The sequence below is a fragment of the Minwuia sp. genome (assembly GCF_048007105.1).
In the GTDB taxonomy this organism is placed as follows: domain Bacteria; phylum Pseudomonadota; class Alphaproteobacteria; order Minwuiales; family Minwuiaceae; genus Minwuia.
The window spans coordinates 4093493-4118527 of the sequence record NZ_CP180352.1; the positions used below are offsets into that span (position 1 = coordinate 4093493).

Below are 25035 nucleotides of genomic sequence, written 5' to 3' on the forward strand. Positions count from 1 at the left end.
TACCCCTCGCCTCAGTCTTTGCGGAACATGCCCAGCATCCGCTGGGTCACAAGGAAGCCGCCTGCGATGTTGATCGTCGCGATCAGCACCGAGACGAAGGCGAGAACGGTCACTGTCCATGAAGGACTGGAGACCTGCAGCAACGCACCGATGACGATGATGCCGGAGATGGCGTTGGTCACGGCCATCAGCGGCGTGTGCAGGGCCGGCGTCACGTTCCAGATCACCTGGTAGCCGACGAAGCACGCCAGCACGAACACGGTGAAATGCGCCATGAAGTCGGGCGGCGCGACCGAGCCAAGCGCAATCATCGCAACCGCGCCGAGGCCCATGATGGCCAGCGAGGTGATGCCGCGATTGCGCGCCTCGGCCTTCTCGTCCTTCTCGGGTTTCGGCTTGGGCGGCGCCGCCTTCGGCGCGGCCGAAACCTCGATCTTCGGTGGCGGCCAGGTGATCTCGCCGTCCTTGATCACGGTCGCCCCGCGGATGACGGTGTCTTCCATGTTGACGTTGATCTGACCGTCCTTCTCGGGCGTCAGATCGTCCAGGAAGTGCCGCAGGTTGGAAGCGTAGAGCTGGCTCGACTGCGCCGCCAGCCGGCTGGGCAGGTCGACATGGCCAATCAGGGTGACGCCGTGCTTGACCACGACCTGTCCCGGTTCGGTCAGTTCGCAGTTGCCGCCCTGCTCCGCGGCCAGATCGACCACAACCGAACCCGGCTTCAGGATCTCGACCATGTCCGCCAGGATCAGCTTCGGCGCAGGCTTGCCGGGGATCAGGGCGGTGGTGATGACGATGTCGACGTCCTTGCACTGTTCCCGGAACAGCGCCATCTCGGCGTCGATGAACTCCTTCGACATCTCCTTGGCGTAGCCGCCGGAGCCAGAACCCTCTTCCTCGAAGTCGAGTTCCAGGAACTCGGCGCCCATGCTCTCGACCTGCTGCTTCACCTCTGGCCGGGTGTCGAAGGCGCGCACGATGGCGCCCAGCCCGCGGGCCGCGCCGATGGCGGCCAGACCGGCGACACCGGCGCCGATGACCATGACCTTCGCCGGAGGCACCTTGCCCGCCGCGGTGATCTGGCCGGTGAAGAAGCGGCCGAAATGGTTCGCCGCCTCGATCACGGCACGATAGCCGGCGATGTTCGCCATCGAGGAGAGCGCATCCAGCTTCTGCGCACGGCTGATGCGCGGTACGGCGTCCATGGAGATGACCGTCCCCTTGCGGGCCGCCATCTGATCCATAAGTTCCGGATTCTGCGCCGGCCAGACGAAGCTCATCAGGGTCTGGCCCTCGCGCATCATCTCGGTCTCGTGGACGCCCGAAGGATGCGCCTCCGGCGCCCGGACCTTCATGACAATGTCCGATCTCTCCCAGACCGCGCTCGCGCTGTCGAGGACCTCGACGCCCGCCTCGCGGTAAGCGTCGTCGGAAAAGTCCGAATGCTCGCCAGCGCCGCTTTCGATGGCGAGGCTGTAGCCGAACTTCTGGATCTGCTGCGCCACGGACGGAGTCAGCGCGACACGCCGCTCACCGTCGTGGACTTCCTTGGGAACACCGATTTTCATGCTCATTATAGACTCAGGCCCCGTGAATGGATCTCAAAGCGCGGGAATATACCCACACTACGTTGCAATGCAGCAACGAAACGCGCCGTGCGGGTGCTTGAAATCGTCGCGCCCGGATCAAGCGTCTGTTCGGCGCCTGCGGTCGCGCAGCATCCCGCCCGAAAACTTTGTCTGGCTGAGCGCGGCCGAAACGTTCAAGATTCCCGCGGTAAACCGGCAGGGCGGCCGGGACGCTCCGGCTCGGCCCCCGGCAAGCGCAGGGAGTTGGCCGATCATGAAGAACATCCTCGTTTATCTCGAATGCGCATCCGGCAACGCGAACGTGCTGGCGCAGGCCTGCGGACTGGCGAAGACGCATGGTGCCCGCATGACCGGCGTCATCACACCGGCGGTGTCGGAACCGAACTGGGCGATGGTCGCAGACGGCGCGATTTCCCAGGGTGTGGTCGCCAATCTGGAATTTGTCGTGCTCGAATCGGCGGACGGCGCACTGTCGGAATTCCAGCTGGCGCTGGAGAAACATGGCCTGAAGGGCGACACGCGCGTTCAGGAAAGCCCGAGCCACGCCGTCGCGGAAGTGGTGACGCAGTTCGCCCGCCGGCATAGTCTCGCAGTCATCGCCCAGAGCCCGGCGAGCCGGATGCGCTTCGGCGGCCAGGAATTGCCGGACCACCTTGTCCTGAACAGCGGCCGTCCCGTCCTGGTGGTGCCGGAGATCCCGACCGCGCCGGCCGGGCGGCATATCATGGTCGGCTGGGACGGCAGCCGCGAGGCCGCCCGGGCCGTCAACGACGCCATGCCGCTGTTGCAGATGGCCGAGAAGGTCACCGTCATCATGGTCAATCCGGTGCCCAGCATCATCAGCAAGAGCGCCAAGCCCGGAGCGGGCATCATCCAGCACCTGAGCGCCAACGGCGTGGTCGCCTCGATCGACGAGGAGGATCCGGCGAGCATGACGCGGGAAAACGTGATCCTCTCCCGCGCCAGCGATCTCGGGATCGACATGCTTGTCGTCGGCGCCTACTCGACGCCGCGTTACCGCGAACTGATCTTCGGCGGCGTCACCCGCCATCTGATGCACGAGATGACGGTGCCGATCCTGTTCTCCCATTAGACCGGCCGGTCAGATCTGGCGCGCGTCGCCCACGGCCTTGGGTGCGGCCTCGCGCCGGTCCGGAAATGCCTGCGGCCATTTCGATGGCGCGGCGCGGACATATTGCGCCGGATAGGGGATCTCGACGCCCAGTGCCTCGGCGGCATGCCAAGCCCAGCGCGGGTTGTACATGAAGCCGCGGGCCAGCATGACGAAGTCCGCCTTGCCGCTTGCAACGATCTCTTCAGCCTGGTCGGGCTGGTTGATCATGCCGACGGCCATCACCGGCACGCCCGTCTCCTGCTTCAGACTGTCCGCGAAGGGCACCTGATAGCCGGGGCCGACGGGGATCTTTTGACGTGGATCGAGACCGGAAGTCGTGACGTCGACGAAATCGCAGCCACGGGCCTTCAGTTCCTTGACGAGTATCGCGGTCTCTTCCGGGGTCCAGCCGCCCTCGACCCAGTCCGTGGCTGAAAGGCGGATACCCATCGGCTTGTGCGCCGGCCAGACGTCACGGACCGCCTCGAACACTTCCAGCGGATAGCGCATCCGCCCCGCCAGATCGCCGCCATAGCCGTCCTCGCGCCGGTTGCTGAGCGGGGAGAGGAACTGGTGCAGCAAATAACCATGTGCGCCATGCAGTTCGACGAGATCGAAGCCGATCCGGTCGGCCCGGCGCACGGAATCGACGAACTGGTCCTTCACCCGGCCGAAGTCTTCCGCCTCGAAGGCGCGCGGTGTGTGCCAGTCGTCGGCATAGGCCACAGCCGACGGCGCCAGCGTCTGCCAGGGGTTCTCGTCGCGGCCCAGCGGACGGCCGCCCTTCAGCGGAATGTGCGTCGAGGCCTTGCTGGCCGGCGTGCCCGATCTGGATGCCCATCCGGGCAGTGCCGTGTTCCTTCGCGAAGGCAACCGCCCGGGCCAGCGCCTTCTCGTTCGCGTCCGAATAGATTCCGAGGCAGCCATGCGTGATACGGCCTTCCCGGCTGACATGCGTCGCCTCGATGATGAACAACCCGGCCCCGCTCATGGCGAGGTTGCCCATGTGCACGAGGTGCCAGTCATTGGCGCAGCCATCATCGGCGATGTACTGGCACATTGGTGCAACGACGATGCGGTTGGGCAGCGTCAGATCCCTGAGCTGGAATTCCGTGAACAGTTCGGCCATCGCTTTCCCCCCGGCTTCCGCCTTTGACCCTGACTTCATGGCCAGCCTAAATAGAGCGAAGAGATCGGTTTGGGGAGATCGGCATGGCCGAACGCAGTTTCGCGAAGGAGGTGCAGCAGCTCCGGCTGGGCGACGGCGACACCTTCGAGGGCGAAGGCATCCTGGCCGTGACGAAGGCGCTGCTGCAGTCCGGCGTCTCCTATGTCGGCGGTTATCAGGGCGCGCCGGTGAGCCATCTGATCGACGTGCTGAACGATGCCCGCCCGATCATGGAAGAGCTCGGCGTGCATGTTGAGAACTGCGCCTCGGAGGCCGGGGCCGCGGCGATGCTGGGCGCTTCGATCAACTATCCGATCCGTGGCGCAGCGACCTGGAAGTCGACCGTCGGCACCAATGTCGCATCGGACGCGCTGTCCAATCTCGCCTCGGCCGGCGTCATCGGTGGCGCGCTGATCGTCATCGGCGAAGACTACGGCGAGGGCGCCTCGATCATCCAGGAACGCAGCCACGCCTTCGCAATGAAGTCGCAGATCTGGCTGCTGGACCCCCGCCCCGACCACCCGACAATCGTGCGCATGGTGGAGAAGGGCTTCGAGCTGTCCGAGGCGTCCAGCACGCCGGTCATGCTCGAACTGCGCATCCGCGCCTGCCATGTGCAGGGCAGCTTCCCGGCAAAGACCAACCGAAAGGGCGAGTTTTCCGGCGTCAACCGGATCACCGAGCCGGTCTTCGACTACGGCAAGGTCTGCCTTCCGCCGTCCACCTACGCCCAGGAAAAGGAGAAGATCGAGCACCGCTGGCCCGCGGCGGTCGACTTCATTCGCCAGAACAGGTTGAACGAGATCTTCCGGGGCGAGGCCGACGATGTCGGCATCATCTGCCAGGGCGGCATGTACAACGCCGTCATTCGCGCCCTGCAGCAGCTTGGCCTGGCGGACGCCTATGGCGAGACGCCAATCCCGATCTACTGCCTGAACGTGACCTACCCGCTGGTCCCGGACGAGGTATCGGGTTTCTGCGCCTCCAAGCGGACGGTCCTCGTCGTGGAGGAGGGGCAGCCCGCCTATCTGGAAGACGCCATCAACGCGATCCTGCGCAAGGCCGACGTACAGACCCGTGTGATGGGCAAGGGCCTGCTGCCGCTGGCCGGAGAGTATACCGGTGCCGTCGTGCTGGCCGGGGTCGCCGGCTTCATCGAGGGGGCGGTGCCCCGCGGCGTCGACCTGAAGGACGTGCTCGAGCGCCGGGCCGCCATCGACGCGGCGAAGCAGAAGGGTCAGCGGCTGCTGGGCGAACCGGTGCCGACCCGCCCGCCCAGCTTTTGCACCGGCTGTCCGGAACGGCCGGTCTTCTCGGCCATGAAGCTGGCCGAGCGCGATGTCGGCAAGTTCCACGTCTCCGCCGACATCGGCTGCCACACCTTCTCGACCCTGCCGCCCTTCAATATCGGCAACACGGTACTGGGCTACGGGCTGGGACTGGCCAGTTCCAGTGGCGTCGGACCCAATTTCGACAAGCGGGTTGTCTCGATGATGGGGGATGGGGGCTTCTGGCATAACGGCCTGACCTCGGGCGTCGCAAACGCCGTCTTCCAGGGCGATGACGGCGTGCTCGTCATCATGAACAACGGCTACAGCGCCGCGACCGGCCATCAGGCGATCCCCTCCTCGGTCAAGGGCGGCGGTGTGCGCACCGGGGCCTACCAGCCGGACGGTCAGGATATCGAACGCGCCCTGCGCGGCGTCGGTGTGAAATGGATCCGCCATGTCCGCACCTATTCGGTGCCCAAGGTGATCTCGGTGCTGCGCAAGGCGATGATGGAAAAGCAGAAGGGTCTGAAGGTCATCATCGCCGACGGCGAATGCCAGCTTGCCCGCCAGCGCCGCGTGAAGCCCGAGATGCGCAAGCGGATCGCGGACGGCAAACGCACGGTCCGCGAACGCTTCGGCGTGGACGAGGACGTCTGCACCGGCGACCACAGCTGCATCCGGCTCTCCGGCTGCCCGTCGCTGTCGGTGAAGGACGCGACGGACCCGCTGAAGGACGATCCGGTCGCGCATGTGAACAATGACTGCGTCGGCTGCGGCCTCTGCGGCGAGGTGAGCCACGCCGCCGTGCTCTGCCCCTCCTTTTACCGTGCCGGGATCATCAGCAATCCCAGCCGCTGGGACCGGTTCCGGCGGTCTGTCGCCGACCGTGTGATCGGACTGCTGTCACGGCGGGCGGCGGCCTGACGTGAACGATGTGCGTCCCACGACGGTTCTGATCGCGGCGCTTGGCGGTGAAGGTGGCGGCGTGCTGGCCGACTGGGTGGTGAACGCGGCCCGCGCCGAGGACCTCTGGGTGCAGGCGACCTCGATACCGGGCGTGGCGCAGCGCACCGGCGCGACGACCTACTACATCGAGATGATGCCGAAGAGTGGCGACGGGCGGCGGCCGGTCTTCGCGCTGACCGCCAGCCCGGGCAACATCGACCTGATGGTGGCGTCGGAGCTGCTGGAAGCCGGCCGCGCGGTCGAGAACGGCTACATCACGCCGGACCGGACGACGCTGATCGCCTCTACCCACCGCTTCTACGCCATGGCCGAAAAGACCGCGACAACCGACGGCCGCTACGACGCCGACCGCATCGAGGCTGCGGCGGCCGAGATGGCGAAGCAGGCGATCCTGCGCGACCTGAAGGCGAAGGCAGAAGACGCCGGCTCGATCATCAACGCCGTCCTGCTCGGCGCGATGGCCGGCAGCGGCGCCCTGCCCGTCCCGGCCGACACGCTGCGACAGGCCATCGTCGATGGCGGCATTGCCGTGGAGTTCGAACCTGAAAGGGTTCGAGGCCGGCTTCGCCCTGGCGCAGATGGAAGGCGATGAGGAAGCGCCCGAGCCCTCCCCCGTCTCTCTCGAGAGCGGCGCGCTGGCCGAACGGATCGAGAAGGAACTGCCGGAAAAGGCGAAGGATCTGGCGCGGCAGGGCGTGGTCCGGCTGACCGACTATCAGGGCCCCGGCTATGCGCGACTATATCTCGACCGGCTGGCGAAGGTGGCCGAGGCGGATGCGCGCCATGGCGGCCCGACGAACGGCTTCGATGTCACGGTGGAGACGGCCCGGCGGCTGGCGCTCTGGATGGCGTTCGAGGATCTGATCCGAGTCGCCGACCTGAAGACACGGCCCGAGCGGATCGCCCGGGTGCGCGAGGAGGTCCGCGCAGCGGACGGCCAGATCGTCACCGTCACCGAGTTCATGAAGCCCGGCATCGACGAATGGACCTCGCTGATGCCCCGCTGGATAGGCCGTCCTGTTCTGGGCCTGGCCGACCGCATGGGCCTGCGTCACCGGATGAATGTCGGTCTTCATGTGAACACGACCTCGGTCGGCGGCTTCGTTCCCCTCTGGCTGATGTCGAAGCTGAAGGGCTGGCGGCCACGGACCATGCGCTACGCAGACGAACAGGCGCGGATCGAAGCCTGGCTGAAGGCGATCCTCCGCAGCGTGGAGATCGACCGCGGTGTCGCCCTGATGGTGGCGCGTTCGGCAAAGATCGTGCGCGGCTATTCGGACACCCATGCGCGCGGGGTCGCGAAACATGCGAAGCTGATGAGCCGGCTGGACGACTGTCTCGCAGCGCCCGAGCCGGCTGCAGTGTTCCGGCCGCTTCTGGACGCCGCGATCAGCGATCCCGAAGGCGACAGCCTCGAACGGCTGATCGGGAAAAAGGAGGCCGCATGATGGATGCCGAAACGGTCATCGACACCTATTGCGCCATCTGGAACACGACGGACCCGGTCGAACGGAAGCGCCTTCTCGGCGAGATCTGGTCGGAGGGCGGCGTCTACTGCGATCCGACCGTGCGGGTCGAGGGCGCGGCGGCCCTGCTGGACCATATCGCCGGCGTGCACAGCAAGTTCGAGGGCTTCGGGCTGCGACGGATCGGAAAGCTGGACCAGCATCACGGGCTGGGTCGCTTCGGCTGGCAACGCGCCATGCGGGACGGCTCCACAGGTCCGGAAAGCATCGATTTCGTCGAGTTCGACGCAGCCGGCCGGCTGAAAGCCGTCATCGGTTTCTTCGGCCCGTTGCCGGGCTGACAGTCGTCCAGGGGGAGGACGGATATGACAGACGCGAAAGCACAGAAGCCGGCCAGCGAAGCCACGCAGAAGGCCAATGCCGCCTTGGCCGCGAAGCTGGATTTCGAGAATCGGCGTGACTTCGAGAATGCGGCGCGCGGTCTGGTCGAAAGTCTGGACGGGGGGATCGTCGCCACCGAGCGCGGCACGAAGGTCTGGGACCTGAACGTCTACGACTTCCTCGGCGGCGAGGACGAGATCGAGACGATCAATCCGAGCCTGCTGCGGATGGCGCGGCTGAACATGGCGAACGGCCTGTTCGAGGTGACGGACCGGGTCTGGCAGGTCCGCGGCCTCGATCTGGCCAACATGACCATCGTCGAAGGCGATACGGGCGTCATCCTGATCGACTGCATGACGACCGCGGAAGTCGCTGCCGCCGGGCTCGCTCTCTACCGCAAGCATCGGGGCGACCGGCCGGTGAAGGCGCTGCTCTACACCCACAGTCATGTCGACCATTATGGCGGCGCCAAGGGCGTGCTGAGCCAGGACGAGGTCGACAGCGGACAGGCCCGGGTCTTCGCGCCGGACGGCTTTCTTGAGGCGGTCGGCGGCGAGAACGTGCTGGCCGGCAACCCGATGTCGCGCCGCGCCCAGTTCCAGTTCGGCGGCCTGCTGAAGCCCGGCCCGCGCGGCCAGGTCGATGCCGGCCTCGGCAAGGTCACCGCGCGCGGCACCGTCAGCCTGATCGCCCCCACCGACATCGTCACCGAGCCGGTCGAGCGGCACGTGCTGGACGGCGTTGCCGTGGATTTTCATCTGGCGCCTGGCACCGAGGCTCCGGCCGAGATGCACATGTTCTTCCCCGAACTGGGCGTGCTGAACATGGCCGAGAACGCCACGCCGCTGCTGCACAATTTCTGCCCGCTGCGCGGATCGGAAGTCCGTGATCCCCGTATATGGTCGCACTACCTGGCCGACGCTGTCGAACGCTTCGGCGCCGGCACCGAAGTGCTGGTCTGTCAGCACCACTGGCCCACCTGGGGCCGGGAAGCGGTGAAGGATTTCCTCGAGCGCCAGCGCGATCTCTACAAGCACATCCACGACCAGACGGTGCGGCGCATGAACCAGGGCTGGCGGCCTGCCGAGATCGCCGAGAGCCTCGACCTGCCGCCCTCGCTCCGCGAAGACTGGCGGATGCGCGGCTATTACGGCACCGTCAGCCACAACTCGAAGGCCGTCTTCCAGCGCTATCTCAGCTGGTACGACGGCAACCCCGCCAATCTGAACCCGCTGCCGCCGGTGAAGGCGGCGCGGAAATATGTCGGCTACATGGGCGGCGCGGACGAGGTGCTGGCGAAGGCGCGCGCCGATTTCGAGGCCGGCGAATATCGCTGGGTGGCGCAGGTGCTCTACCATGTGCTCTTCGCCGATCCGGACAATCAGGACGCCCGCCATCTGGCTGCGGACGCATTCGAGCAGCTCGGCTATCAGGCGGAATCGGCGACATGGCGGAACGCCTATCTCTATGCCGCGCAGGAACTCCGGCACGGCGTCGTCAAGCTGCCGCCGCGGCCCGTTCTCAGCCCCGACCTCCTCGGCGCCGTCGCAACCACAACGCTGTTCGACTTCGTCGCCGTGCGGCTGGACCCGGACAAGGCGCTGCGCCTGAAATGGCGGATCAACTGGTGGCTGGAAGACCGGGATGAGAGCGTCTGTCAGACGCTGTGCAACGAAACCCTGACTCACATCATGGGCAAGCGGGCCAATGACGCCGATGCGACGATTACAACGACACGAGAGGTTCTGGTCGGTCTGATCGTCGGCAAGATCGCGATCACGGACGCCCTCGACAGTGGCGGGCTGACTGTCGACGGCGACGCCGGAATCGCGACCGGCCTGTTCGGCATGCTGGACACTTTCGAGATGCAGTTCGACATCGTCACGCCCGGACCGGAGCACCTTTGACCGCCGGCGGGGAACTGATCGACGACCTCAGGGCGCAGGATCCCGACCGGCTCTACAGCGCGCTGTTCGCGTCCGGTGCGACGCGCGATCGGCTGATCGGGCTCTATGCCTTCAATCTTGAAGTCGCTTCGACGCGCGAACGCGTGTCCGAACCGATGCTCGGCCAGATCCGTCTGCAATGGTGGCGCGATGCGCTGGTGGAAATCCGCGGCGGCGCGGCCCGACGGCATCCGGTCGCCGAGTCCCTTTCCGGATGGATGCCCGACGCAGGTTCTGCGGCCTTCGATCTGGCCAACGCCCTGATCGACGCGCGCGAGGCCGACATGGAGGATGCGCCTTTCGAGACCGTGGATCAGCTGGTCGGCTATGCGGAGGCCACATCGTCCAACCTGATGCGGCTCGCCCTCATGGCGCTGGGCGTCGGCGAAGGCCCGGTGCACGAAAAGGCTGTCCCCGCGGGCCGCGCCTACGCGCTCGCCGGCATACTCAGGGCGGTACCGTTTCTGGGAGCCGAGGGGCGCGTGTTGCTGCCCGGGCAGCTGATGGCGCAACACGGTATTGCCGATGCACGTCAGTCGCTCGGCCGCCGCGATCCGGCGAAGCTGAAGGCAGTCCTGAAGGAAATCGCCGACATCGCCGAAAGCGATATTTCCGAGGCGGGCAGTATCCGGCGCGTTCCGAAGGTGGGGCGGCCCGCCCTGCTGCCGCTGGCGCTGGCACGCCTCTACCTGAAGCGGTTGAAGGCCGCCGGATTCGACCTTTCCGACCCGCGCATCGATCCGGGCAACGCCGCCCGGATCGTGACGCTGTTCCGCGCGAACCTTCTGGGCTGACGCCTACTTCGAGGTCGCGCGGTAGACCCCGTCCCAGTCCTCCGGCGGGGGGTTCTCCAGATACTCGGTCAGTCGCGGCTGATAGACGTCGTCCCACAGCACATTGAGGTCCGGCCCCAGTTCGCGGCACTTGTCGAGATGCTGCTGGCTTTCCTGGAAACGGCGCTCCCGATAGGCGCGGATCATGTTGTCGGTCTCGTCATAGAGAGCCTTGTAGCCCGGATCGCTTGCCATCTCCGGCCCGCCCAGCATGGTGAAGATGCGGACGGCCTCGTCCTTGCCCTTCACCGCGATGAGATCGAGTTCGAGGATGGCGAAGTCCTTGACCTCTTCCATCGTCAGTTCGCCGATGACGTTCATCACGCCATAGGACTTGGACTGGCCTTCGATACGGGCGCCGAGGTTCACGGCGTCGCCCAGCACCGAATAGTCGAAGCGCTGCTCCGAACCCATGTTGCCGACGACGCATTCGCCGGTGTTCACGCCGATACCGATCTTGATCGGGATGAAGGGCCTGCCGTCTTCCTTGGCCTCGACCTCCAGACGCTCGTTGAGGAACACCAGATCGGACTGCATCCGGAGACAGGATTCACAGGCGTGTCGCGCATGGTCCGGATCGTCCAGCGGGGCGTTCCAGAAGGCCATGATGCAGTCGCCCATGTATTTGTCGATGGTGCCGTGGTTGCCCATGATGATGTCGGTCATCGGCGTCAGGAACTTGTTGATCAGCCGGGTCAGGCCCTGCGGATCGCCCTTGAAGCTTTCCGAGATCGGGGTGAAGCCGCGGATGTCGCAGAACAGGAAGGTCATGTTCCGCGTCTCGCCGCCCAGGGTCAGCTTGGACGGGTCCTCCGCCAGCTGCTCGACCAGCGCCGGCGAGAGGTACTGGCTGAAGGCGCCGCGAACCTGCTTCTTCTGGGCCTGCTCACGGGCGAACTTCTGGTAGACCAGCAGCACGAACAGGATGAACAGCGCGAAGGCCGGCGTCAGCCCGTCGACCAGCAGCGATTCATAGCTGAACAGGTACCAGGATCCGCCCAGCAGGACAGCGCAGAGCGGCACGAAGAAGGCGACGGTGGTCAGGGCCGAGAGGTTCGGCACGAATGCGATCAGGATAAGGCCGGCGAGCAGGATGATGGCCATCTCGACGGCGTTGGCCACGGACGGCCGGATCAGGTAATCGCCGTTCTCGACCATATCGATGATGTTGGAGTGCACTTCCACCCCAGGCACTGCCGCTTCCAACGGGGTGGCGCGGATATCCTTCAGGCCTTCGGCGGAGGTGCCGACCAGCACGTACTTGCCGTTCACCTTCTCGTAGAGTTCCTGGATCTTGGCCTGGTTCGTCGGATCGATCGCGACGATGTCGGCGGCAGAGATGTAGATCGCTGGATTGTGCTCCTGGAAACGCACCCACATGATCCCGTGCTCGTCGGTCGGGATCACGACTTTCTTGTCTTCGCGGATCTTGGATCGCATGCGGATCGACGAGATGCCGGATACCTGGGTCTCCTTGCGGATGATGATGCCGGGCGATTGATGCACCAGCCGCAGCATCTCGATGCCCAGGCTGGCATAGACCTGCTGGTTCTTTTCCTCGTTCGGCGGGCCGACGCGGGTCAGCGCCGGAACACGCCGGACGACGCCGTCCGAACTCACATCGGTATTGAAGACGCCGAAGCCCGGCGCTGCCTTCTCGATCTCGGCGTTGTTGTGGACCAGCGACGGGTAGAGGGAGAGCCACGTCTTGCCGGGGCCGTTTTCTTCCAGGATGCGGACGCCCTGCGGCCGGTTCTCGGGCTTCTGATCGATCTGCAAATAGGTCGTCGTGCCGCCCAGCACGACAGGGCTCTGTTTCAGGACGGAAGCCAGCTGCGCGTCGGTCGAAGGCAGCTTCGCCAGCGCCTGGGCGATTTCGGGCGGAAGCTGCTCGTTCTGCTGGCTGTAGATGGTCGGCGAAAGACGATCGTTTTCGGCGAAGACCATGTCGAAGCCGACGACTTTCGCGCCGAGCTGCTGGAGGATCTGGATCATCACCGCGATCTTGTAGCGCGACCACGGCCACTGGCCGACCTTGGCCAGGCTGGCCTCGTCGATGTCGAGAATCGCAGTGTGACGCGCCGGCGGTTCGTAGTTGTCGAATGTCTGGAACTGGTCGAACAGCACGTTCTGACGCAGGAACGTCACCTGATCGAAATCCATGGCCCGGATCCAGACCATGCCGATCAGCACGATGAACGCCAGCCATCTGAGCGACGCGAATTTCCAGAGTCGCTTGCCAAACTTGCCCATCGTCAGCCCCTCCTCCGGCGCTGTTTTTCTGCGCCGGTCATTCTATCAGTCGATGACGATCCTGTGTGCAAATGTCACGCCATCGGAGACGGTGATCTGCGAAAAACCCATCATCTTCGCGAGATCCAGGAAGGTGAAGACTTCCTCCACCTGCATGTCCCGGAACAGCGGGGTGCCGCGCGCGATCGCCGTCATCTGCGCCAGTACGGCCCGCGCCTGGTAAAGATTCCGGAAACTGTCCGCCCCCGTGCCGATCAGCAGCAGCTTCTCGCCGTCCGCTCCCTTCGCATACATCGCATGCGGCGGCGGATAGGGACGCGCCATCTGTTCCTGCGTGTAGCCCGTGATGAAGCGGTAGCGCAGCGCCCTCTCGGCCTCGGGCATCACCGTGGCCCGGCTGCCATAGACCTCTTCGGTGACCGGTCCGGGGTAGTAATAGCCCTCGTGACGGTCGTTCGCGGCCGCGCCGCCGGCGGCCAGAGAGATGATCAGAACGGCCAGAAATCGTTTCATGGGCCGATGATTGCCGCACCGTCAGCCATGCGCAAGGGTTCGCCGTGCGGCGCCCGGAGAATGCTGGCCTTGCAAGGACTTGCCGCTATACTCCGGCCTCACCGCGAAGGGGACGGCTGGCCTAGAGGGGGACCGTGCGGCAATGGCGTTCGAACGAATCTCGTTCAAATGGGCGGACACGCCTGCTGCCGAGAATGCGGCCGAGGTCCTGATCGGGCGCTATGGCGACCACGATCTGGACAATGCGGACGTCATCGTCGCGCTGGGCGGCGACGGTTTCATGCTCTCCATGCTGCATGAGTATCTGGAGCGCGGCATGCCGATCTACGGCATGAACAAGGGCACCATCGGCTTCCTGATGAACCAGTTCCAGGAAGAAGACCTGCTGCAGCGGATCAACGACGCCACGCTGGCTGAGATCCATCCGTTGCGCATGATCGCCGAGCCCGAATCCGGCGGCAAGCAGGAGGCACTGGCGATCAACGAGGTCTCGCTGCTGCGTCAGACCCGCCAGGCGTCGAAGATCCGCATCTCCATCGACGGACGCGTCCGCATGGAGGAGCTGATCTGCGACGGCCTGCTGCTGTCGACGCCGGCGGGCAGCACCGCCTACAACCTCTCCGCCCACGGCCCGATCCTGCCGCTGACCGCAGGCGTGCTGGCCCTGACGCCGATCAGCGCCTTCCGGCCGCGCCGCTGGCGCGGGGCACTGCTGCCCAAGGAAGCCGAGGTCACCTTTGACGTGCGCGAACTCTACAAGCGGCCCGTCAGCGCCGTCGCCGACACCTTCGAGGTTCGGCACGTGAAGCGCGTGACGGTCGCGGAAGCAAAGGACGTGACCATGCGGCTGCTGTTCGACAGCGAGCACAGCCTGGAAGAGCGCATCCTGAACGAGCAGTTCGTCCCGTGACCGGCGGCGATCTCGCCGCCCGCATCGCCCACGGCCTGCGCTATCCCTTCGATCCGCCGGGCGAGAGCTACCTGTTCAGGGCCGGCCGCGCCGAACCGCTCGGCCGGTTCGATCCGTCGGGCCGGACGCCGGTCGTCGCGTCGGGTTCCAACGGTTCGCCGCAACGCCTGGCCGAGAAATACGGCGAAGACGCCGAAATCCCCGTCACCTGGGGCACGATCCGCGATCTCGTCCCCGTCTTCGCCGCACGGCTCACAGGCTATGGTTCGGTGCCTGCGACGCTGGCCGTGATCGAGGGGGCGACGGCGCAGGTGCACGTCACATGGCTCACGGAGCCGCAGATCGAGATCATGCACGGGACGGAATCGGTGGGCACCGGCTACGCCTGGTGCCGGCTATCCGGCTTCGACCTCGATCTCGGGCCGCATGGCCGGCCGGAAACAGCCTTCGCCTATCTGGCCATTCACGGCAGTTTCGCACCGGAAGACCGGCTGATGCCGCTGAAGGATGTCTCCCAGCACGACGCCCAGCGCCACGCCATGCGCGCGGCGAAATTCGACGGACCGCTGGAAGACTTCGTCGCCCGCCACCTGACCGATGTCGAATACCGCCAGGCCGTGAACTCGGTCCTGGCGGCGCATGGGCAGCCGATCGGCCATCCGCGCATCGAACGACTTATCTGAACGCTCCATTGCCGCTAGTCTCGCCGCAACGGGGGAGGAACGCGGCAATCCGATGCTGAAGATCGCGGGCGTCAGTCACAGCTATGGCAAGAAGCAGGCGCTGAACGATGTCGGCTTCGAGGTTCCGGCTGGCCGCTTCGGCGTGCTGCTGGGCCCGAACGGCGCCGGCAAGACGACGCTCTACGGTCTGCTGACGCAGCTTCTGCCGGTGCAGAAGGGCAGCCTGTCCATTGCCGGGCATGAGGTCGCTGGCGGCAGTCTGGAGGCGCTGGAGGATCTGGGCATCGTCTTTCAGTCGCAGACCCTCGACCTCGACCTGACCGTGATTCAGAACCTCCGCTATTTCTGCCGCCTGCGCGGGATCGGCGCCTCCGATGCCACCCGTCGGATCGACCGGCAGTTGGAGCGGCTGGATCTGGCGGGCCGTCGCAGCGACAAGGTCCGCGCGCTCAACGGCGGCCACCGACGGCGGCTGGAAATTGCCCGTGCGCTGCTGCACGAACCGAAGGTGCTGCTGCTGGACGAGCCGACCGTCGGCCTCGACATTCCGACACGGCGGCAGATCGTGGACGACGTACATGCGCTGGCCGCCGAGAAGGGCACGACGGTACTCTGGGCGACCCATCTGATCGACGAGATCCGGGCGGGCGACTGGGTGACCGTGCTGAATCAGGGCGAGGTGAAGGCCGTCGGCGAGGCGCTCGCCCTGCTGGAAGAGCACGATGTCGACGACATCTCGACCCTGTTCGACCGCCTCACCGGCCGCAAGCCGCAGGCCCCGATGAAGGGCGTCAGCCGGGGCGCGGCGGCATGAGCAACCCCTGGCTCCTCTGCCTTCAGGGCATCCTCTACCGGGAGACGCTGCGCTTCTTCCAGCAGCGAGAACGCTTTTTCGCAGCACTGGTCCGGCCGCTGGTCTGGCTGGTCGTGTTCGCCGCCGGCTTCCGGGCAGCGCTGGGCCTGTCGATCATCGAGCCCTACGAGACCTATATCGTCTACGAGATCTACATCGTCCCCGGCCTCTGCGGCATGATCCAGCTCTTCAACGGCATGCAGAGTTCGCTCTCGATGGTCTACGACCGCGAGATGGGCTCGATGCGGATGCTGATGACGACGCCCCTGCCCCGCTGGTACCTGCTGTTCTGCCGCCTGCTGGCGAGCACGTTCGTGTCGATCCTGCAGGTCTACGCCTTCCTGGTGATCGCGCTGGCATTCGGCATCGACCTGCCGGTCGCCGGATTCGTCACCATCCTGCCGGCGCTGATCCTCGGCGGCCTGATGCTCGGCAGTCTCGGGCTTCTGCTGGCGGCCACGATCAAGCAGCTCGAGAACTTCGCCGGGATCATGAACTTCGTGATCTTCCCGATGTTCTTTCTCTCCTCGGCACTCTACCCGCTCTGGAAGATGAAGGAATCCAGCGAGATCCTGTACTGGGTCTGTCAGGTGAACCCGTTCACCCACGCCGTCGAGTTCATCCGCTACTCGCTCTATCTGAAGTTCGATCCGGCGGCCCTCGGCTTCTCGCTGCTGGCATTCGCGGCCTTCGCACTGGCGGCGCTCTGGGTCTATTCGCCCTCGCGGGGTCTCAGGGGCGGCGGCGGACCGCCGGGACGAGGCTGATGGCGACCGGAGCGAAGAACCTGATCACCGACGTTCCCGGCCTGATGATCGGCAACGCGGAGGACATGGCCGCCATCACCGGCGTCACCGTGATCCTGCCCGACGAGCCGGCAGTGGCCGCGGCCGACGTGCGCGGCGGCGGTCCTGGGACCCGGGAAATCGACGTGATGGACCCGGCCAATCTGGTCGAGCAGATCCACGGCATCTGCCTGTCGGGCGGATCGGCCTTCGGGTTGGACGCCGCCGGCGGCGTCATGAGTCGTCTCGAGGCAGCCCGCCGCGGCTTTCCCATCGGCGGCTTCCATGTGCCGATCGTGCCCTCGGCGATCCTGTTCGACCTGATGAACGGCGGCGACAAGGCCTGGGGCGAGGACCCGCCCTACCGCGACCTCGGCAAGAAAGCCGTGGACAATGCCGCAGTCGAATTCGCTCTCGGCAATGCCGGTGCCGGCCTCGGCGCCACGGCCGGACCGCTCAAGGGCGGGCTCGGCAGCGCTTCCATCGTCCTCGACAACGCCGTGACCGTCGGCGCCATCGTAGCCGCCAATCCAACGGGCTCCGTCGTCATGCCGGACGGGCGGACCTTCTGGGCCTGGGCGCTGGAGGAAGGCGACGAGTTCGGCGGCAATCCGCCACCAGCAGCACGCGGCCAGGGCGATGTCGCGCTCGCCAATACCCTGCCCGGAGCCAACACGACCATCGCCTGCGTCGCGACCGATGCCACGCTGTCGAAGGGCCAGGCGAAGCGCGTCGCCACCATGGCGCATGACGGCTTCGCCCGCGCCATCCGGCCGGTCCACACGCCCTTCGACGGCGATACGGTGTTCGCGCTGTCCACAGCGAAGCGGCCTGCGCCGGACCCAGCCGGCCTTAGCCAGATCGGCGCGGCGGCGGCCGACTGCCTCGCCCGCGCCATCGCCAGAGCAGTCTGGCTGGCCGAGGATGTCGGCGGGATGCGGAGCTACCGCTCGTCGGTCAGGTGACCTTCGCGCGAACCTGGAACTCCGGCGCCTCGTAGGCCCGGCTCGCCATCACCTCTGCTATGATCGCCGCGGCGCGGCAGACATCGCCCTCGTCGAGATAGAGCGGCGTGATGCCGAAGCGCATGATGTCGGGTGCGCGGAAATCGCCGATCACACCGCGGGCGATCAGCGCCTGCATCGCCGCGTAACCCTGATCGAAGGCGAAACTGACCTGCGAGCCACGTTCCGAGGGCTCGCGGGGGCTGACCAGCCGCAGGTGCGGGCAGGCGCTCTCGACCTCCGCGATGAACAGCTCGGAGAGTTCGATCGACCGCCGGCGAAGGCTCGCCATGTCCACCATGTCCCAGATGTCGAGGGCGGCCTCCAGCGCCGCCATCTGCAACACCGGCGGAGTCCCCACCCGCATCCGTTCGATCCCCGGTCCCGGCCGGTAGCCGGTCTCGAAAGCGAACGGCTCGGCATGTCCCAACCATCCCTGCAGCACCGGCTCAGCCTGCTCGGCGAGGTCGGGCCGGACATAGATGAAGGCTGGCGCGCCAGGCCCGGCGTTCAGGTACTTGTAGGTGCAGCCGGCGGCGAACTCGGCGTTCGACGCGGCCAGGTCCACCTCGACGGCGCCGGCGCTGTGCGCCAGATCCCAGATCATCACGGCACCGGACCGGTGCGCGGCCTCGGTGATCCCGCGCATGTCATGCTTCCGGCCGGTCCGGTAGTCGACTTCGGTCAGCAGCACCGCGGCGACCCGGTCGTCGATGGCCGCTTCGACGGCTTCGGGTTCGGCCAGACGAAGTTCGTGCTCCTGTCCCGTCTGCCGGATCAGCCCCTCCGCCATGTAGAGATCGGTCGGGAAATTGCCCGTATCCGAGAGCACCACGCGGCGTTCCGGACGCATCGACAACGCCGCGGCCAGCGCCTGATAGACCTTGATCGAGAGTGTGTCGCCCAGAACAACCGATCCGGCCGGCGCACCGATCAACCGTCCGATCCTGTCTCCGAGCTTGGCAGGCTGCGCCATCCAGCCGGCGTCGTTCCAGCCGCGGATCAGTCTTCCGCCCCATTCCGCTTCGACCGCCTGCGCGACCCGCCGGACAGCCGCCACAGGCAGTGGACCGAGCGAGTTCCCGTCCAGATAGATCACACCCTCGGGCAGGACGAAGCAGTCCTTCCATGGCAAAGCCCTGTCGATTCCGCCCATTTCCCCTGCCTCCGCCGAACGGCCCGCGCCGGGCACCAAGCCGTGATTGCCATCACGCGAAGCCTACGACTAGAGTTTGAAGAACGGCAGGAACAGGGAATTCCGAGGGAGCCTACCCATGCAGACGACTTCGATCACACGGCGCGGTCTGGGCCGCATCGCCGCCGCGGCAGCGCTGGCCGTCGGGCTGGCGACGGCGCTGCCCGCAGAGCGCGCCTTCGCCGCCTCGCACAGCGACACGCTGACCATTGCCTACAATGTGGCGCTGCCGTCCTGGGACCCGACCGTGGGTCTCTCGGCGGTGAACCCGACCATTCAGGCCATCTACCGCAGCGTCTTCGACCAGTTCGTGGCACAGGGCCCGGATCTGTCCTTCCAGCCGGGCCTGCTGACCGCCTGGGGCTGGAACGACGACAAGTCCAAGGTCTGGATGGACGTCCGCGAGGGCGTCAAATGGCACGACGGATCGGACTTCACGCCGGAAGACATCGTCTTCTCGCTGGAACGCGCCGGCAAGCAGGAGACCGGCAACCCGATCCAGTTCATCTGGTCGAAGATCGGCAACTTCCAGATCGAGGGCAACCGCATCACCGCGGACGTGCTGTCCTACGAACCGACGCTGTTCAAGTGGATGGCCTTCCTGACCGGCTATGTCATGCCCAAGGCCTACATGGAGAAGGTCGGTGCGGAAGGCTTCGAGGCCAACCCGATCGGCACCGGCCCCTACATGGTCGACAAGTTCGAGCGCGGCGGCTTCGTGCGGCTGAAGGCCAATCCGGATTACTGGGGCGGCAAGCCCGAGTTCGACACCGTCGTCTTCAAGTTCGTGCCCGATGCGACCAGCCGCGTGGCCGAGGTCGAAAGCGGCGCGTCCGACATCACGCTGGAGATCCCCTACGAGGACTACGAGCGGTTGGCGGCCAAGGACGGCCTGCACGGCGTGACCACGCCGGTCTCCGACATCGGCATGATCTTCCTGAACGATGTCGGTCCGATGGAGGACAAGAACGTCCGGCTGGCCGCCCACATGGCGATCAACAAGGACGCCATCGTGAAGCGGCTGCTGAAGGGCTACGGCGTGCCCATCGACACGCTTCAAGCGCCGGAATATTCGGCCTTCGACGCCTCCATCGACGTGCCCTACGACCCGGACAAGGCAGCGGCGCTGCTGGCGGAGAGCGGCTACAGCCCGGAGAACCCGGTGACCTTCTCGATCCAGACCACCCGAGGCTTCAAGCCGAAGGACTACGAGATGATCCAGGCCATCGTCGGCATGTGGCGCAAGGTGGGCATCGAGGCGGAGATCGAGGTCTACGAGATCGCCAAGCACTACGAACTCCGCGCCCAGGACACCCTGGCGCCGGCGGCCTTCTACAACTGGGGCAACGCCATCGGCGACCCGACCACCTCGACGGGCTTCGCCATGTTCGGCCCCTCGCCGCACTCGGTCTGGGACACCGACGATCTGGACGGCATGATCGGCCCGCTCTGGGGTGAGCAGGACGAGGCCAAGCGCATCGCCGGCTGGAAGGCCGTCGACCGCTACATCGCCGAACAGGGCTACGTGATCCCGCTGCTTCAGTATGTGCAGCCGATCGTCGTCCGCGACGGCATCAAGGTCGTCCCGAACGTCTCCGGCGCGCTGCAGCCGGCCTGGATCACGAAGGAGTAGCCGAAGGTCCGATCCGGTGACATGCACCTCCCCGTCACCCCGGCCTTGAGCCGGGGTCCGGAGCGGCTTCGCCGCGAGACTGAAAGGTTGACCGGATGCCGGATCAGGTCCGGCATGACGGGGTTGTTGTTCGTTCACGGACAGAGACCATGAGTGTACGCCCATGATCTGGCGCATGCTGGGGATCAGGCTGGCGCTGTCGGTGGTCACGCTGGCCGGCGTGGCGGTGATCGTCTTCGTCCTGCTGCGCGCCGTGCCGGGCAACCCCATCGCCATGATGATCGCGCCGGGTGCGACCGCAGCCGATATCGCGGCGCTGGAGGCGCGCTACGGTTTCGACCGGTCGCTCGTCGATCAGTTCCTGATCTGGGCCGGCGACATGCTGACCGGCGACTTCGGGACCTCGATCAGCCTGCGCCAGGATGTGGTCACGCTGGTCGCGGGACGCCTGCCGGCGACGCTGGAACTCGCCTTTCTCGCGCTGATCGTCGCGGTCGTCATCGGCACCGCCATCGCGGTCCTTTCGACCCGGCTGCGGGAGAACTGGACCGGCGACGCCATCGACACCGCCAACGGGCTGTCGCTCGCGATCCCGGAGTTCATCTGGGCTCTCGCCTTCGTCTTCCTGCTGGGCGTGATCTGGCCGGTGCTGCCGGTTTCAGGCCGGATCGATCCCGTCCTCGATCCGGGCTTCGTGACCGACTTCCTGCTGATCGAGAGCCTTCTGCGGTTCCGCTTCGACGTCACGGCGGACGTGCTCTCGCACATGGCGATGCCGACATTCGCGCTGGCGCTGCCCCTTGCCGCCGTCATCGCGCGGGTGCTGAAGTCGGCCCTGCTCGAGGCGATGGCGCAGGAATATGTCATTCTCGCCCGCCTGAAGGGGTTCGGCGAGTTCGCGGTGATCTGGCGCGAGGCACTGCGCAATGCCGTGCTGCCGACGCTGGCGCTGACCGGCGTGCAGTTCACCTTCCTGCTCGGCGGCACCGTGATCGTGGAGCGCATCTTCGCCTATCCCGGCCTTGGCAACATGGCCATCGACGCCGTCATCAACCGCGATCTGCCGCTGATACAGGGGCTGGTCCTGACCTTCGGCGTCATGTTCATCCTGATCAACCTGACCGTCGACGTTCTGGCGGTTGCGATCAATCCGAGGCTCCGCGATGCCGGCTGACGCGGAGACGATGAAGCGCGTCGAGACCGGCGGCGCCGTCGCGCTGGTGCTGTCGGGCGGGTTCATCCTGTTCCTGATCCTGCTGGCTCTGTTCGCACCGCTCGTCGCGCCGGTGGACCCGCTGGAACAGGACCTGCTGCTGGAGAAACTGCCGCCGGCCTGGTCTGCGGACGCCGAACCCGGCTACTGGCTCGGCACCGACAGCCTCGGCCGCGACGTGCTTTCGCGGCTGATCCACGGCGCCCGGACGGCGCTGATCGTCGCCTTTCTCGCCGCCAGCGCCGCCGCGCTGCTCGGCTCGGTGCTCGGACTGATGGCCGGCTTCTTCCGAGGCTGGGTCGACACGCTGATCAGCCGCGCCGTCGATGTCTGGATGTCGTTCCCGCCGGTGCTGCTCTCGATCCTGCTGGTCGCGGTTCTGGGCACCGGCCTGCATTCTGTGGTGATCGCGATCGCGGTCATCGACTGGACCCGGTTCTGCCGCGTGATCCGCACCGAGACGCTGGCACAGCGCGCCGAGGACTATGTCGACGCCGCCCGCATCGTCGGGTTGACCCGCTGGCAGACGCTCTGGCGCGAGATCCTGCCCAATGTCTGGCCGACCATTCTCGTCCTGCTCAGCCTGGAGATGGGCATCGCCGTCATCGTCGAGGCGATCCTCTCCTTCGTCGGGCTGTCGGTGGCTTCCGACACACCCACCTGGGGCGGCATGATCGCCGAGGGCCGGCAGGTGATCCATTACGCCTGGTGGGTGCTGGTCTTTCCGCTCGGCGCGCTCTGCCTGACAGTGCTGGCCTTCAACCGCTTCGGCGATGCGCTTCGCCGTCAGGTCGATCCGGTGCTCCGGCGATGACGGCGGCGCTCGACATCCGCGATCTCTCCGTCGCCGTGAAGGCGACCGGTGCGCCGGTGCTGCGGCAGGTCTCGATGACCGTGGAGCCCGGTTCGATCCACGGCCTCGTCGGGGAGAGCGGCGCGGGCAAGTCGACACTGGCGAAGGCCATCCTGGGCATCCTGCCGAAGGCGCTGCAGGTGACAGGCGGCGCGATCAGGGTCGCCGGGCACGATCACCGCGCCAGCCATGTCGGCAGGTCCGGCGAGATCGCCTTCATTCCGCAGGACCCGCTGTCGGCACTGAACCCGTCGCGGAAGATAGGCGCACAGCTGGGCGACGCCATGGACCGGGCCGGCCGGACGCCCCGTGCCGACCGGCGGCAGCGGATGATCGGCCTGCTCCGCGATGTCCGCATCCACGATCCCGAGCGCGTACTGGACAGCTACCCGCATCAGCTTTCGGGCGGGATGCGTCAGCGGGTGCTGATCGCCTCCGCCTTCTCGACCGAGCCCCGGCTGATCCTGGCGGACGAACCGACGACGGCGCTGGACGTCACGGTGCAGAAGCAGGTTCTGAAGCTCATCCGCGACATGCAGTACCGCCACGACGCGGCCATTGTCTTCGTCACCCACGATCTCGGCGTCGTCGCCCAGATCTGCGATACCGTGACCGTGCTCTACGCCGGCATGGTGGTCGAGCAGGCCCCTGCAGCGCAGGTCTTCGGCGAACCGGCTCACGCCTATACAAGAGCCTTGATGGACGCGAGTCCGCGCTTCGACCGGCCGGAGCTGGGCATGACGCCGATCTCCGAAGCCACCTTCGAGCAACTGGAATCCGAAGTTGCCCGGTTCGCGAAGGAGAAGGCGTCGTGAGCGCGCCGCTGATCGAGGCACGCGACATCCGCCTGTCCTTCGCTGTCGGTAACCGGCGCTGGCTTGTCGGCGCCCGTCCCCGGATCGACATCCTGCATGGCGTCAGTCTGACCGCGGCGCGGGGCGAGACCATCGGCATCGTCGGCGAATCCGGCTCTGGCAAGACCACGCTGGGCCGCTGTCTGGTGCGGCTGCACAAGCCGACGGGCGGCACGGTCCGCTTCGATGGCGCGGACATCACGCGGCGGACGGAAGACGAGATGCGGCCGTTGCGACGGCGTCTGCAGATGATCTTCCAGGACCCGCTGTCCTCGCTCAACCCGCGCCAGACCATCCGCACCATTCTCGACCGGCCGCTGTCGATCCACCGGACCGAGCTGACGGCCGGCGGCCGCGCCGAACGCGCGACCGAACTACTCGGCGAAGTCGGCCTCGACCGCGAACATCTGGACCGCTATCCGCATGAACTGTCGGGCGGCCAGCGCCAGCGCGTCGGCATCGCCCGGGCACTGGCGGCGGAACCGGATTTTGTCCTCGCCGACGAGATCGTCTCGGGCCTCGACGTCTCGACCCAGGCCCAGGTGCTGCGGCTGCTGCGGGACCTTTCGGAACGGCGCAACCTCACGGTCGCCCTGATCAGCCACGATCTTTCCGTGGTCCGGCATCTGTGCGAGCGTGTCTATGTCATGCGGCATGGCCGCGTCGTCGAGGAGGGGCCGTCCGAACGCCTCTTCTCGTCGCCGCGGTCCGCCTACACACGCGAACTGATCGCTGCGATCCCCCTGCCGGAGCCCGATCCGGAATGGCTGGACCGCAGTGCGGCGACTGGGAGAACGGGCATGAAGATCAAGGACAGCGTGGCCTTCGTCACGGGCACCAACCGCGGCGTCGGCACGTGCTTTCTGGAGGCGCTGGCCGGGCGCGGCGTGAAGAAGATCTACGCCGCCGCGCGCAACACCGCCGGCCTGCCGTCGGAGATCGGCGGCGTTCCGATCGTCCCGGTCAGCCTGGACATCACCGACAGGGCCCAGATCGAGGCGGCGGCGAAGGCCGCGGCGGACGTCAACCTGCTGATCAACAATGCCGGCGTGAACCACAACATCCACCTGATGGCCTCGGGCAGCAACGCCTCCGCCGAGACGGAGATCCGGACGAATTATCTGGGATTGCTGGACATGGCGCGCGCCTTCCACCCGGTACTCAAGGGCAATGGCGGCGGGGCGATGATCAACATGCTGTCCATCCTGTCACTGATCAACCTGCCGATCATGGGCTCGCTGGCCGCCTCCAAGGCCGCCGCCTACAGCGCGACCCAGGGCATCCGCGCCGAGTGGCAGAACGACAACATCCAGGTGCTGGCCGTCATGCCGGGCGCGATCGACACCGACATGAGCCGCAACATGCCGCCGCCCAAGGAGAACCCGATGGATGTGGCCGTCGCGGCGCTGGATGCGCTGGAGGCCGGCGAGTGGGAATGCTTCCCCGGCGGCATGGCGCAGGGAATCAAGGCCGGTCTGGAGGCCGATCCGATCGCCGTCCAGAAGGACATGATGCAATACGTCTGACGACAGTTTCGACTACAGGGGCAATC

21 protein-coding genes and 1 pseudogene are annotated in these 25035 nt (G+C 66.3%); 17 read left to right on the top strand and 5 right to left on the bottom strand.

Annotated features, from left to right (window positions below; all coding sequences use genetic code 11):
* Positions 1–11: 11 nt before the first annotated feature.
* Entirely contained in the window at positions 12–1568 is a 1557-nt protein-coding gene (locus tag ACMVY4_RS19890) for a Re/Si-specific NAD(P)(+) transhydrogenase subunit alpha (protein ID WP_416900359.1), read from the bottom strand.
* Positions 1569–1842: 274 nt separating this feature from the next.
* Here ACMVY4_RS19890 and ACMVY4_RS19895 point away from each other — a divergent pair, with 274 nt between their 5' ends.
* Positions 1843–2682, top strand: a complete 840-nt coding sequence (locus tag ACMVY4_RS19895) for a universal stress protein (protein ID WP_416897691.1) — start codon at positions 1843–1845, stop codon at positions 2680–2682.
* A gap of 9 nt (positions 2683–2691) precedes the next feature.
* Here the strand turns inward: ACMVY4_RS19895 and ACMVY4_RS19900 are convergent.
* Positions 2692–3832, bottom strand: a pseudogene (locus ACMVY4_RS19900) (NADH:flavin oxidoreductase/NADH oxidase).
* 83 nt (positions 3833–3915) lie between these two features.
* Between ACMVY4_RS19900 and ACMVY4_RS19905 the strand changes: the two are divergent.
* From ACMVY4_RS19905 to ACMVY4_RS19930, 6 genes are read left to right on the top strand one after another with little or no spacing between them, the layout of a single operon-like run.
* The gene (locus tag ACMVY4_RS19905) at positions 3916–6066 is read left to right on the top strand and encodes a thiamine pyrophosphate-dependent enzyme (protein ID WP_416897692.1); all 2151 of its coding nucleotides are present in this window, start codon (positions 3916–3918) and stop codon (positions 6064–6066) included.
* A gap of 1 nt (position 6067) precedes the next feature.
* Positions 6068–6700 carry a 2-oxoacid:acceptor oxidoreductase family protein gene (locus ACMVY4_RS19910; protein WP_416897693.1) on the top strand — a complete coding sequence of 211 codons (633 nt, stop codon included), beginning with the start codon at positions 6068–6070 and terminating at the stop codon, positions 6698–6700.
* Positions 6624–7556, top strand: coding sequence for a DUF6537 domain-containing protein (locus ACMVY4_RS19915; protein ID WP_416897694.1), 933 nt, complete (start codon positions 6624–6626; stop codon positions 7554–7556). The genes ACMVY4_RS19910 and ACMVY4_RS19915 overlap by 77 nt, the downstream gene beginning before the upstream one ends.
* Positions 7553–7915 (top strand): nuclear transport factor 2 family protein, encoded by a 363-nt coding sequence (locus ACMVY4_RS19920; RefSeq protein ID WP_416897695.1) that lies wholly within the window; start codon positions 7553–7555, stop codon positions 7913–7915. The genes ACMVY4_RS19915 and ACMVY4_RS19920 overlap by 4 nt, the downstream gene beginning before the upstream one ends.
* Positions 7916–7939: 24 nt before the next feature.
* The gene (locus ACMVY4_RS19925; RefSeq protein ID WP_416897696.1) at positions 7940–9862 is read left to right on the top strand and encodes an alkyl/aryl-sulfatase; all 1923 of its coding nucleotides are present in this window, start codon (positions 7940–7942) and stop codon (positions 9860–9862) included.
* Complete coding sequence (locus tag ACMVY4_RS19930; RefSeq protein WP_416897697.1) at positions 9859–10695, top strand: squalene/phytoene synthase family protein; 837 nt, start codon at positions 9859–9861, stop codon at positions 10693–10695. The genes ACMVY4_RS19925 and ACMVY4_RS19930 overlap by 4 nt, the downstream gene beginning before the upstream one ends.
* 3 nt (positions 10696–10698) lie before the next feature.
* On the opposite strand, the gene ACMVY4_RS19935 is transcribed toward ACMVY4_RS19930, so the two are convergent.
* Complete coding sequence (locus ACMVY4_RS19935; RefSeq protein ID WP_416897698.1) at positions 10699–12987, bottom strand: CHASE2 domain-containing protein; 2289 nt, start codon at positions 12985–12987, stop codon at positions 10699–10701.
* 45 nt (positions 12988–13032) lie between these two features.
* Positions 13033–13500 carry a molybdopterin-guanine dinucleotide biosynthesis protein A gene (locus ACMVY4_RS19940; RefSeq protein WP_416897699.1) on the bottom strand — a complete coding sequence of 156 codons (468 nt, stop codon included), beginning with the start codon at positions 13498–13500 and terminating at the stop codon, positions 13033–13035.
* Positions 13501–13642: 142 nt separating this feature from the next.
* On the opposite strand from ACMVY4_RS19940, the gene ACMVY4_RS19945 reads away from it, so the two are divergent.
* From ACMVY4_RS19945 to ACMVY4_RS19965, 5 genes are read left to right on the top strand one after another with little or no spacing between them, the layout of a single operon-like run.
* On the top strand, positions 13643–14410 hold the full coding sequence (locus ACMVY4_RS19945) for an NAD kinase (protein ID WP_416897700.1): 768 nt from the start codon (positions 13643–13645) through the stop codon (positions 14408–14410).
* Positions 14407–15093 carry a hypothetical protein gene (locus ACMVY4_RS19950; protein ID WP_416897701.1) on the top strand — a complete coding sequence of 229 codons (687 nt, stop codon included), beginning with the start codon at positions 14407–14409 and terminating at the stop codon, positions 15091–15093. The genes ACMVY4_RS19945 and ACMVY4_RS19950 overlap by 4 nt, the downstream gene beginning before the upstream one ends.
* A gap of 52 nt (positions 15094–15145) precedes the next feature.
* Entirely contained in the window at positions 15146–15907 is a 762-nt protein-coding gene (locus ACMVY4_RS19955; RefSeq protein ID WP_416897702.1) for an ATP-binding cassette domain-containing protein, read from the top strand.
* A complete protein-coding gene (locus tag ACMVY4_RS19960) occupies positions 15904–16713 on the top strand; it encodes an ABC transporter permease (protein WP_416897703.1) in 810 nt (269 codons plus the stop codon). The genes ACMVY4_RS19955 and ACMVY4_RS19960 overlap by 4 nt, the downstream gene beginning before the upstream one ends.
* Positions 16713–17696 carry a P1 family peptidase gene (locus tag ACMVY4_RS19965; RefSeq protein WP_416897704.1) on the top strand — a complete coding sequence of 328 codons (984 nt, stop codon included), beginning with the start codon at positions 16713–16715 and terminating at the stop codon, positions 17694–17696. Before ACMVY4_RS19960 ends, ACMVY4_RS19965 begins: the two co-directional genes overlap by 1 nt.
* Here the strand turns inward: ACMVY4_RS19965 and kynU are convergent.
* Entirely contained in the window at positions 17689–18891 is a 1203-nt protein-coding gene (gene kynU, locus ACMVY4_RS19970) for a kynureninase (RefSeq protein WP_416897705.1), read from the bottom strand. The two genes, ACMVY4_RS19965 and kynU, sit on opposite strands and share 8 nt — an antisense overlap.
* Positions 18892–19009: 118 nt before the next feature.
* Here kynU and ACMVY4_RS19975 point away from each other — a divergent pair, with 118 nt between their 5' ends.
* The 5 genes from ACMVY4_RS19975 (at position 19010) to ACMVY4_RS19995 (ending at position 25009) form a co-directional block, all read left to right on the top strand.
* Positions 19010–20563, top strand: a complete 1554-nt coding sequence (locus tag ACMVY4_RS19975; protein ID WP_416897706.1) for an ABC transporter substrate-binding protein — start codon at positions 19010–19012, stop codon at positions 20561–20563.
* Between the two features lie 163 nt (positions 20564–20726).
* Positions 20727–21737, top strand: a complete 1011-nt coding sequence (locus ACMVY4_RS19980; RefSeq protein ID WP_416897707.1) for an ABC transporter permease — start codon at positions 20727–20729, stop codon at positions 21735–21737.
* Complete coding sequence (locus tag ACMVY4_RS19985; RefSeq protein ID WP_416897708.1) at positions 21727–22590, top strand: ABC transporter permease; 864 nt, start codon at positions 21727–21729, stop codon at positions 22588–22590. The genes ACMVY4_RS19980 and ACMVY4_RS19985 overlap by 11 nt, the downstream gene beginning before the upstream one ends.
* Positions 22587–23444 (top strand): ABC transporter ATP-binding protein, encoded by an 858-nt coding sequence (locus tag ACMVY4_RS19990; RefSeq protein ID WP_416897709.1) that lies wholly within the window; start codon positions 22587–22589, stop codon positions 23442–23444. Before ACMVY4_RS19985 ends, ACMVY4_RS19990 begins: the two co-directional genes overlap by 4 nt.
* Positions 23441–25009, top strand: coding sequence for an SDR family NAD(P)-dependent oxidoreductase (locus ACMVY4_RS19995; RefSeq protein WP_416897710.1), 1569 nt, complete (start codon positions 23441–23443; stop codon positions 25007–25009). Before ACMVY4_RS19990 ends, ACMVY4_RS19995 begins: the two co-directional genes overlap by 4 nt.
* The last annotated feature ends 26 nt before the right edge of the window (positions 25010–25035 follow it).

Coding starts and splice junctions, on each gene's coding strand:
- ACMVY4_RS19890 (WP_416900359.1), bottom strand. CDS start 1,568: ATGAAAATCGGTGTTCCCAAGGAAGTCCACGACGGTGAGCGGCGTGTC.
- ACMVY4_RS19895 (WP_416897691.1), top strand. CDS start 1,843: ATGAAGAACATCCTCGTTTATCTCGAATGCGCATCCGGCAACGCGAAC.
- ACMVY4_RS19905 (WP_416897692.1), top strand. CDS start 3,916: ATGGCCGAACGCAGTTTCGCGAAGGAGGTGCAGCAGCTCCGGCTGGGC.
- ACMVY4_RS19915 (WP_416897694.1), top strand. CDS start 6,624: ATGGCGGCATTGCCGTGGAGTTCGAACCTGAAAGGGTTCGAGGCCGGC.
- ACMVY4_RS19920 (WP_416897695.1), top strand. CDS start 7,553: ATGATGGATGCCGAAACGGTCATCGACACCTATTGCGCCATCTGGAAC.
- ACMVY4_RS19925 (WP_416897696.1), top strand. CDS start 7,940: ATGACAGACGCGAAAGCACAGAAGCCGGCCAGCGAAGCCACGCAGAAG.
- ACMVY4_RS19935 (WP_416897698.1), bottom strand. CDS start 12,987: ATGGGCAAGTTTGGCAAGCGACTCTGGAAATTCGCGTCGCTCAGATGG.
- ACMVY4_RS19940 (WP_416897699.1), bottom strand. CDS start 13,500: ATGAAACGATTTCTGGCCGTTCTGATCATCTCTCTGGCCGCCGGCGGC.
- ACMVY4_RS19945 (WP_416897700.1), top strand. CDS start 13,643: ATGGCGTTCGAACGAATCTCGTTCAAATGGGCGGACACGCCTGCTGCC.
- ACMVY4_RS19955 (WP_416897702.1), top strand. CDS start 15,146: ATGCTGAAGATCGCGGGCGTCAGTCACAGCTATGGCAAGAAGCAGGCG.
- ACMVY4_RS19960 (WP_416897703.1), top strand. CDS start 15,904: ATGAGCAACCCCTGGCTCCTCTGCCTTCAGGGCATCCTCTACCGGGAG.
- ACMVY4_RS19965 (WP_416897704.1), top strand. CDS start 16,713: ATGGCGACCGGAGCGAAGAACCTGATCACCGACGTTCCCGGCCTGATG.
- kynU (WP_416897705.1), bottom strand. CDS start 18,891: ATGGGCGGAATCGACAGGGCTTTGCCATGGAAGGACTGCTTCGTCCTG.
- ACMVY4_RS19975 (WP_416897706.1), top strand. CDS start 19,010: ATGCAGACGACTTCGATCACACGGCGCGGTCTGGGCCGCATCGCCGCC.
- ACMVY4_RS19980 (WP_416897707.1), top strand. CDS start 20,727: ATGATCTGGCGCATGCTGGGGATCAGGCTGGCGCTGTCGGTGGTCACG.
- ACMVY4_RS19985 (WP_416897708.1), top strand. CDS start 21,727: ATGCCGGCTGACGCGGAGACGATGAAGCGCGTCGAGACCGGCGGCGCC.
- ACMVY4_RS19990 (WP_416897709.1), top strand. CDS start 22,587: ATGACGGCGGCGCTCGACATCCGCGATCTCTCCGTCGCCGTGAAGGCG.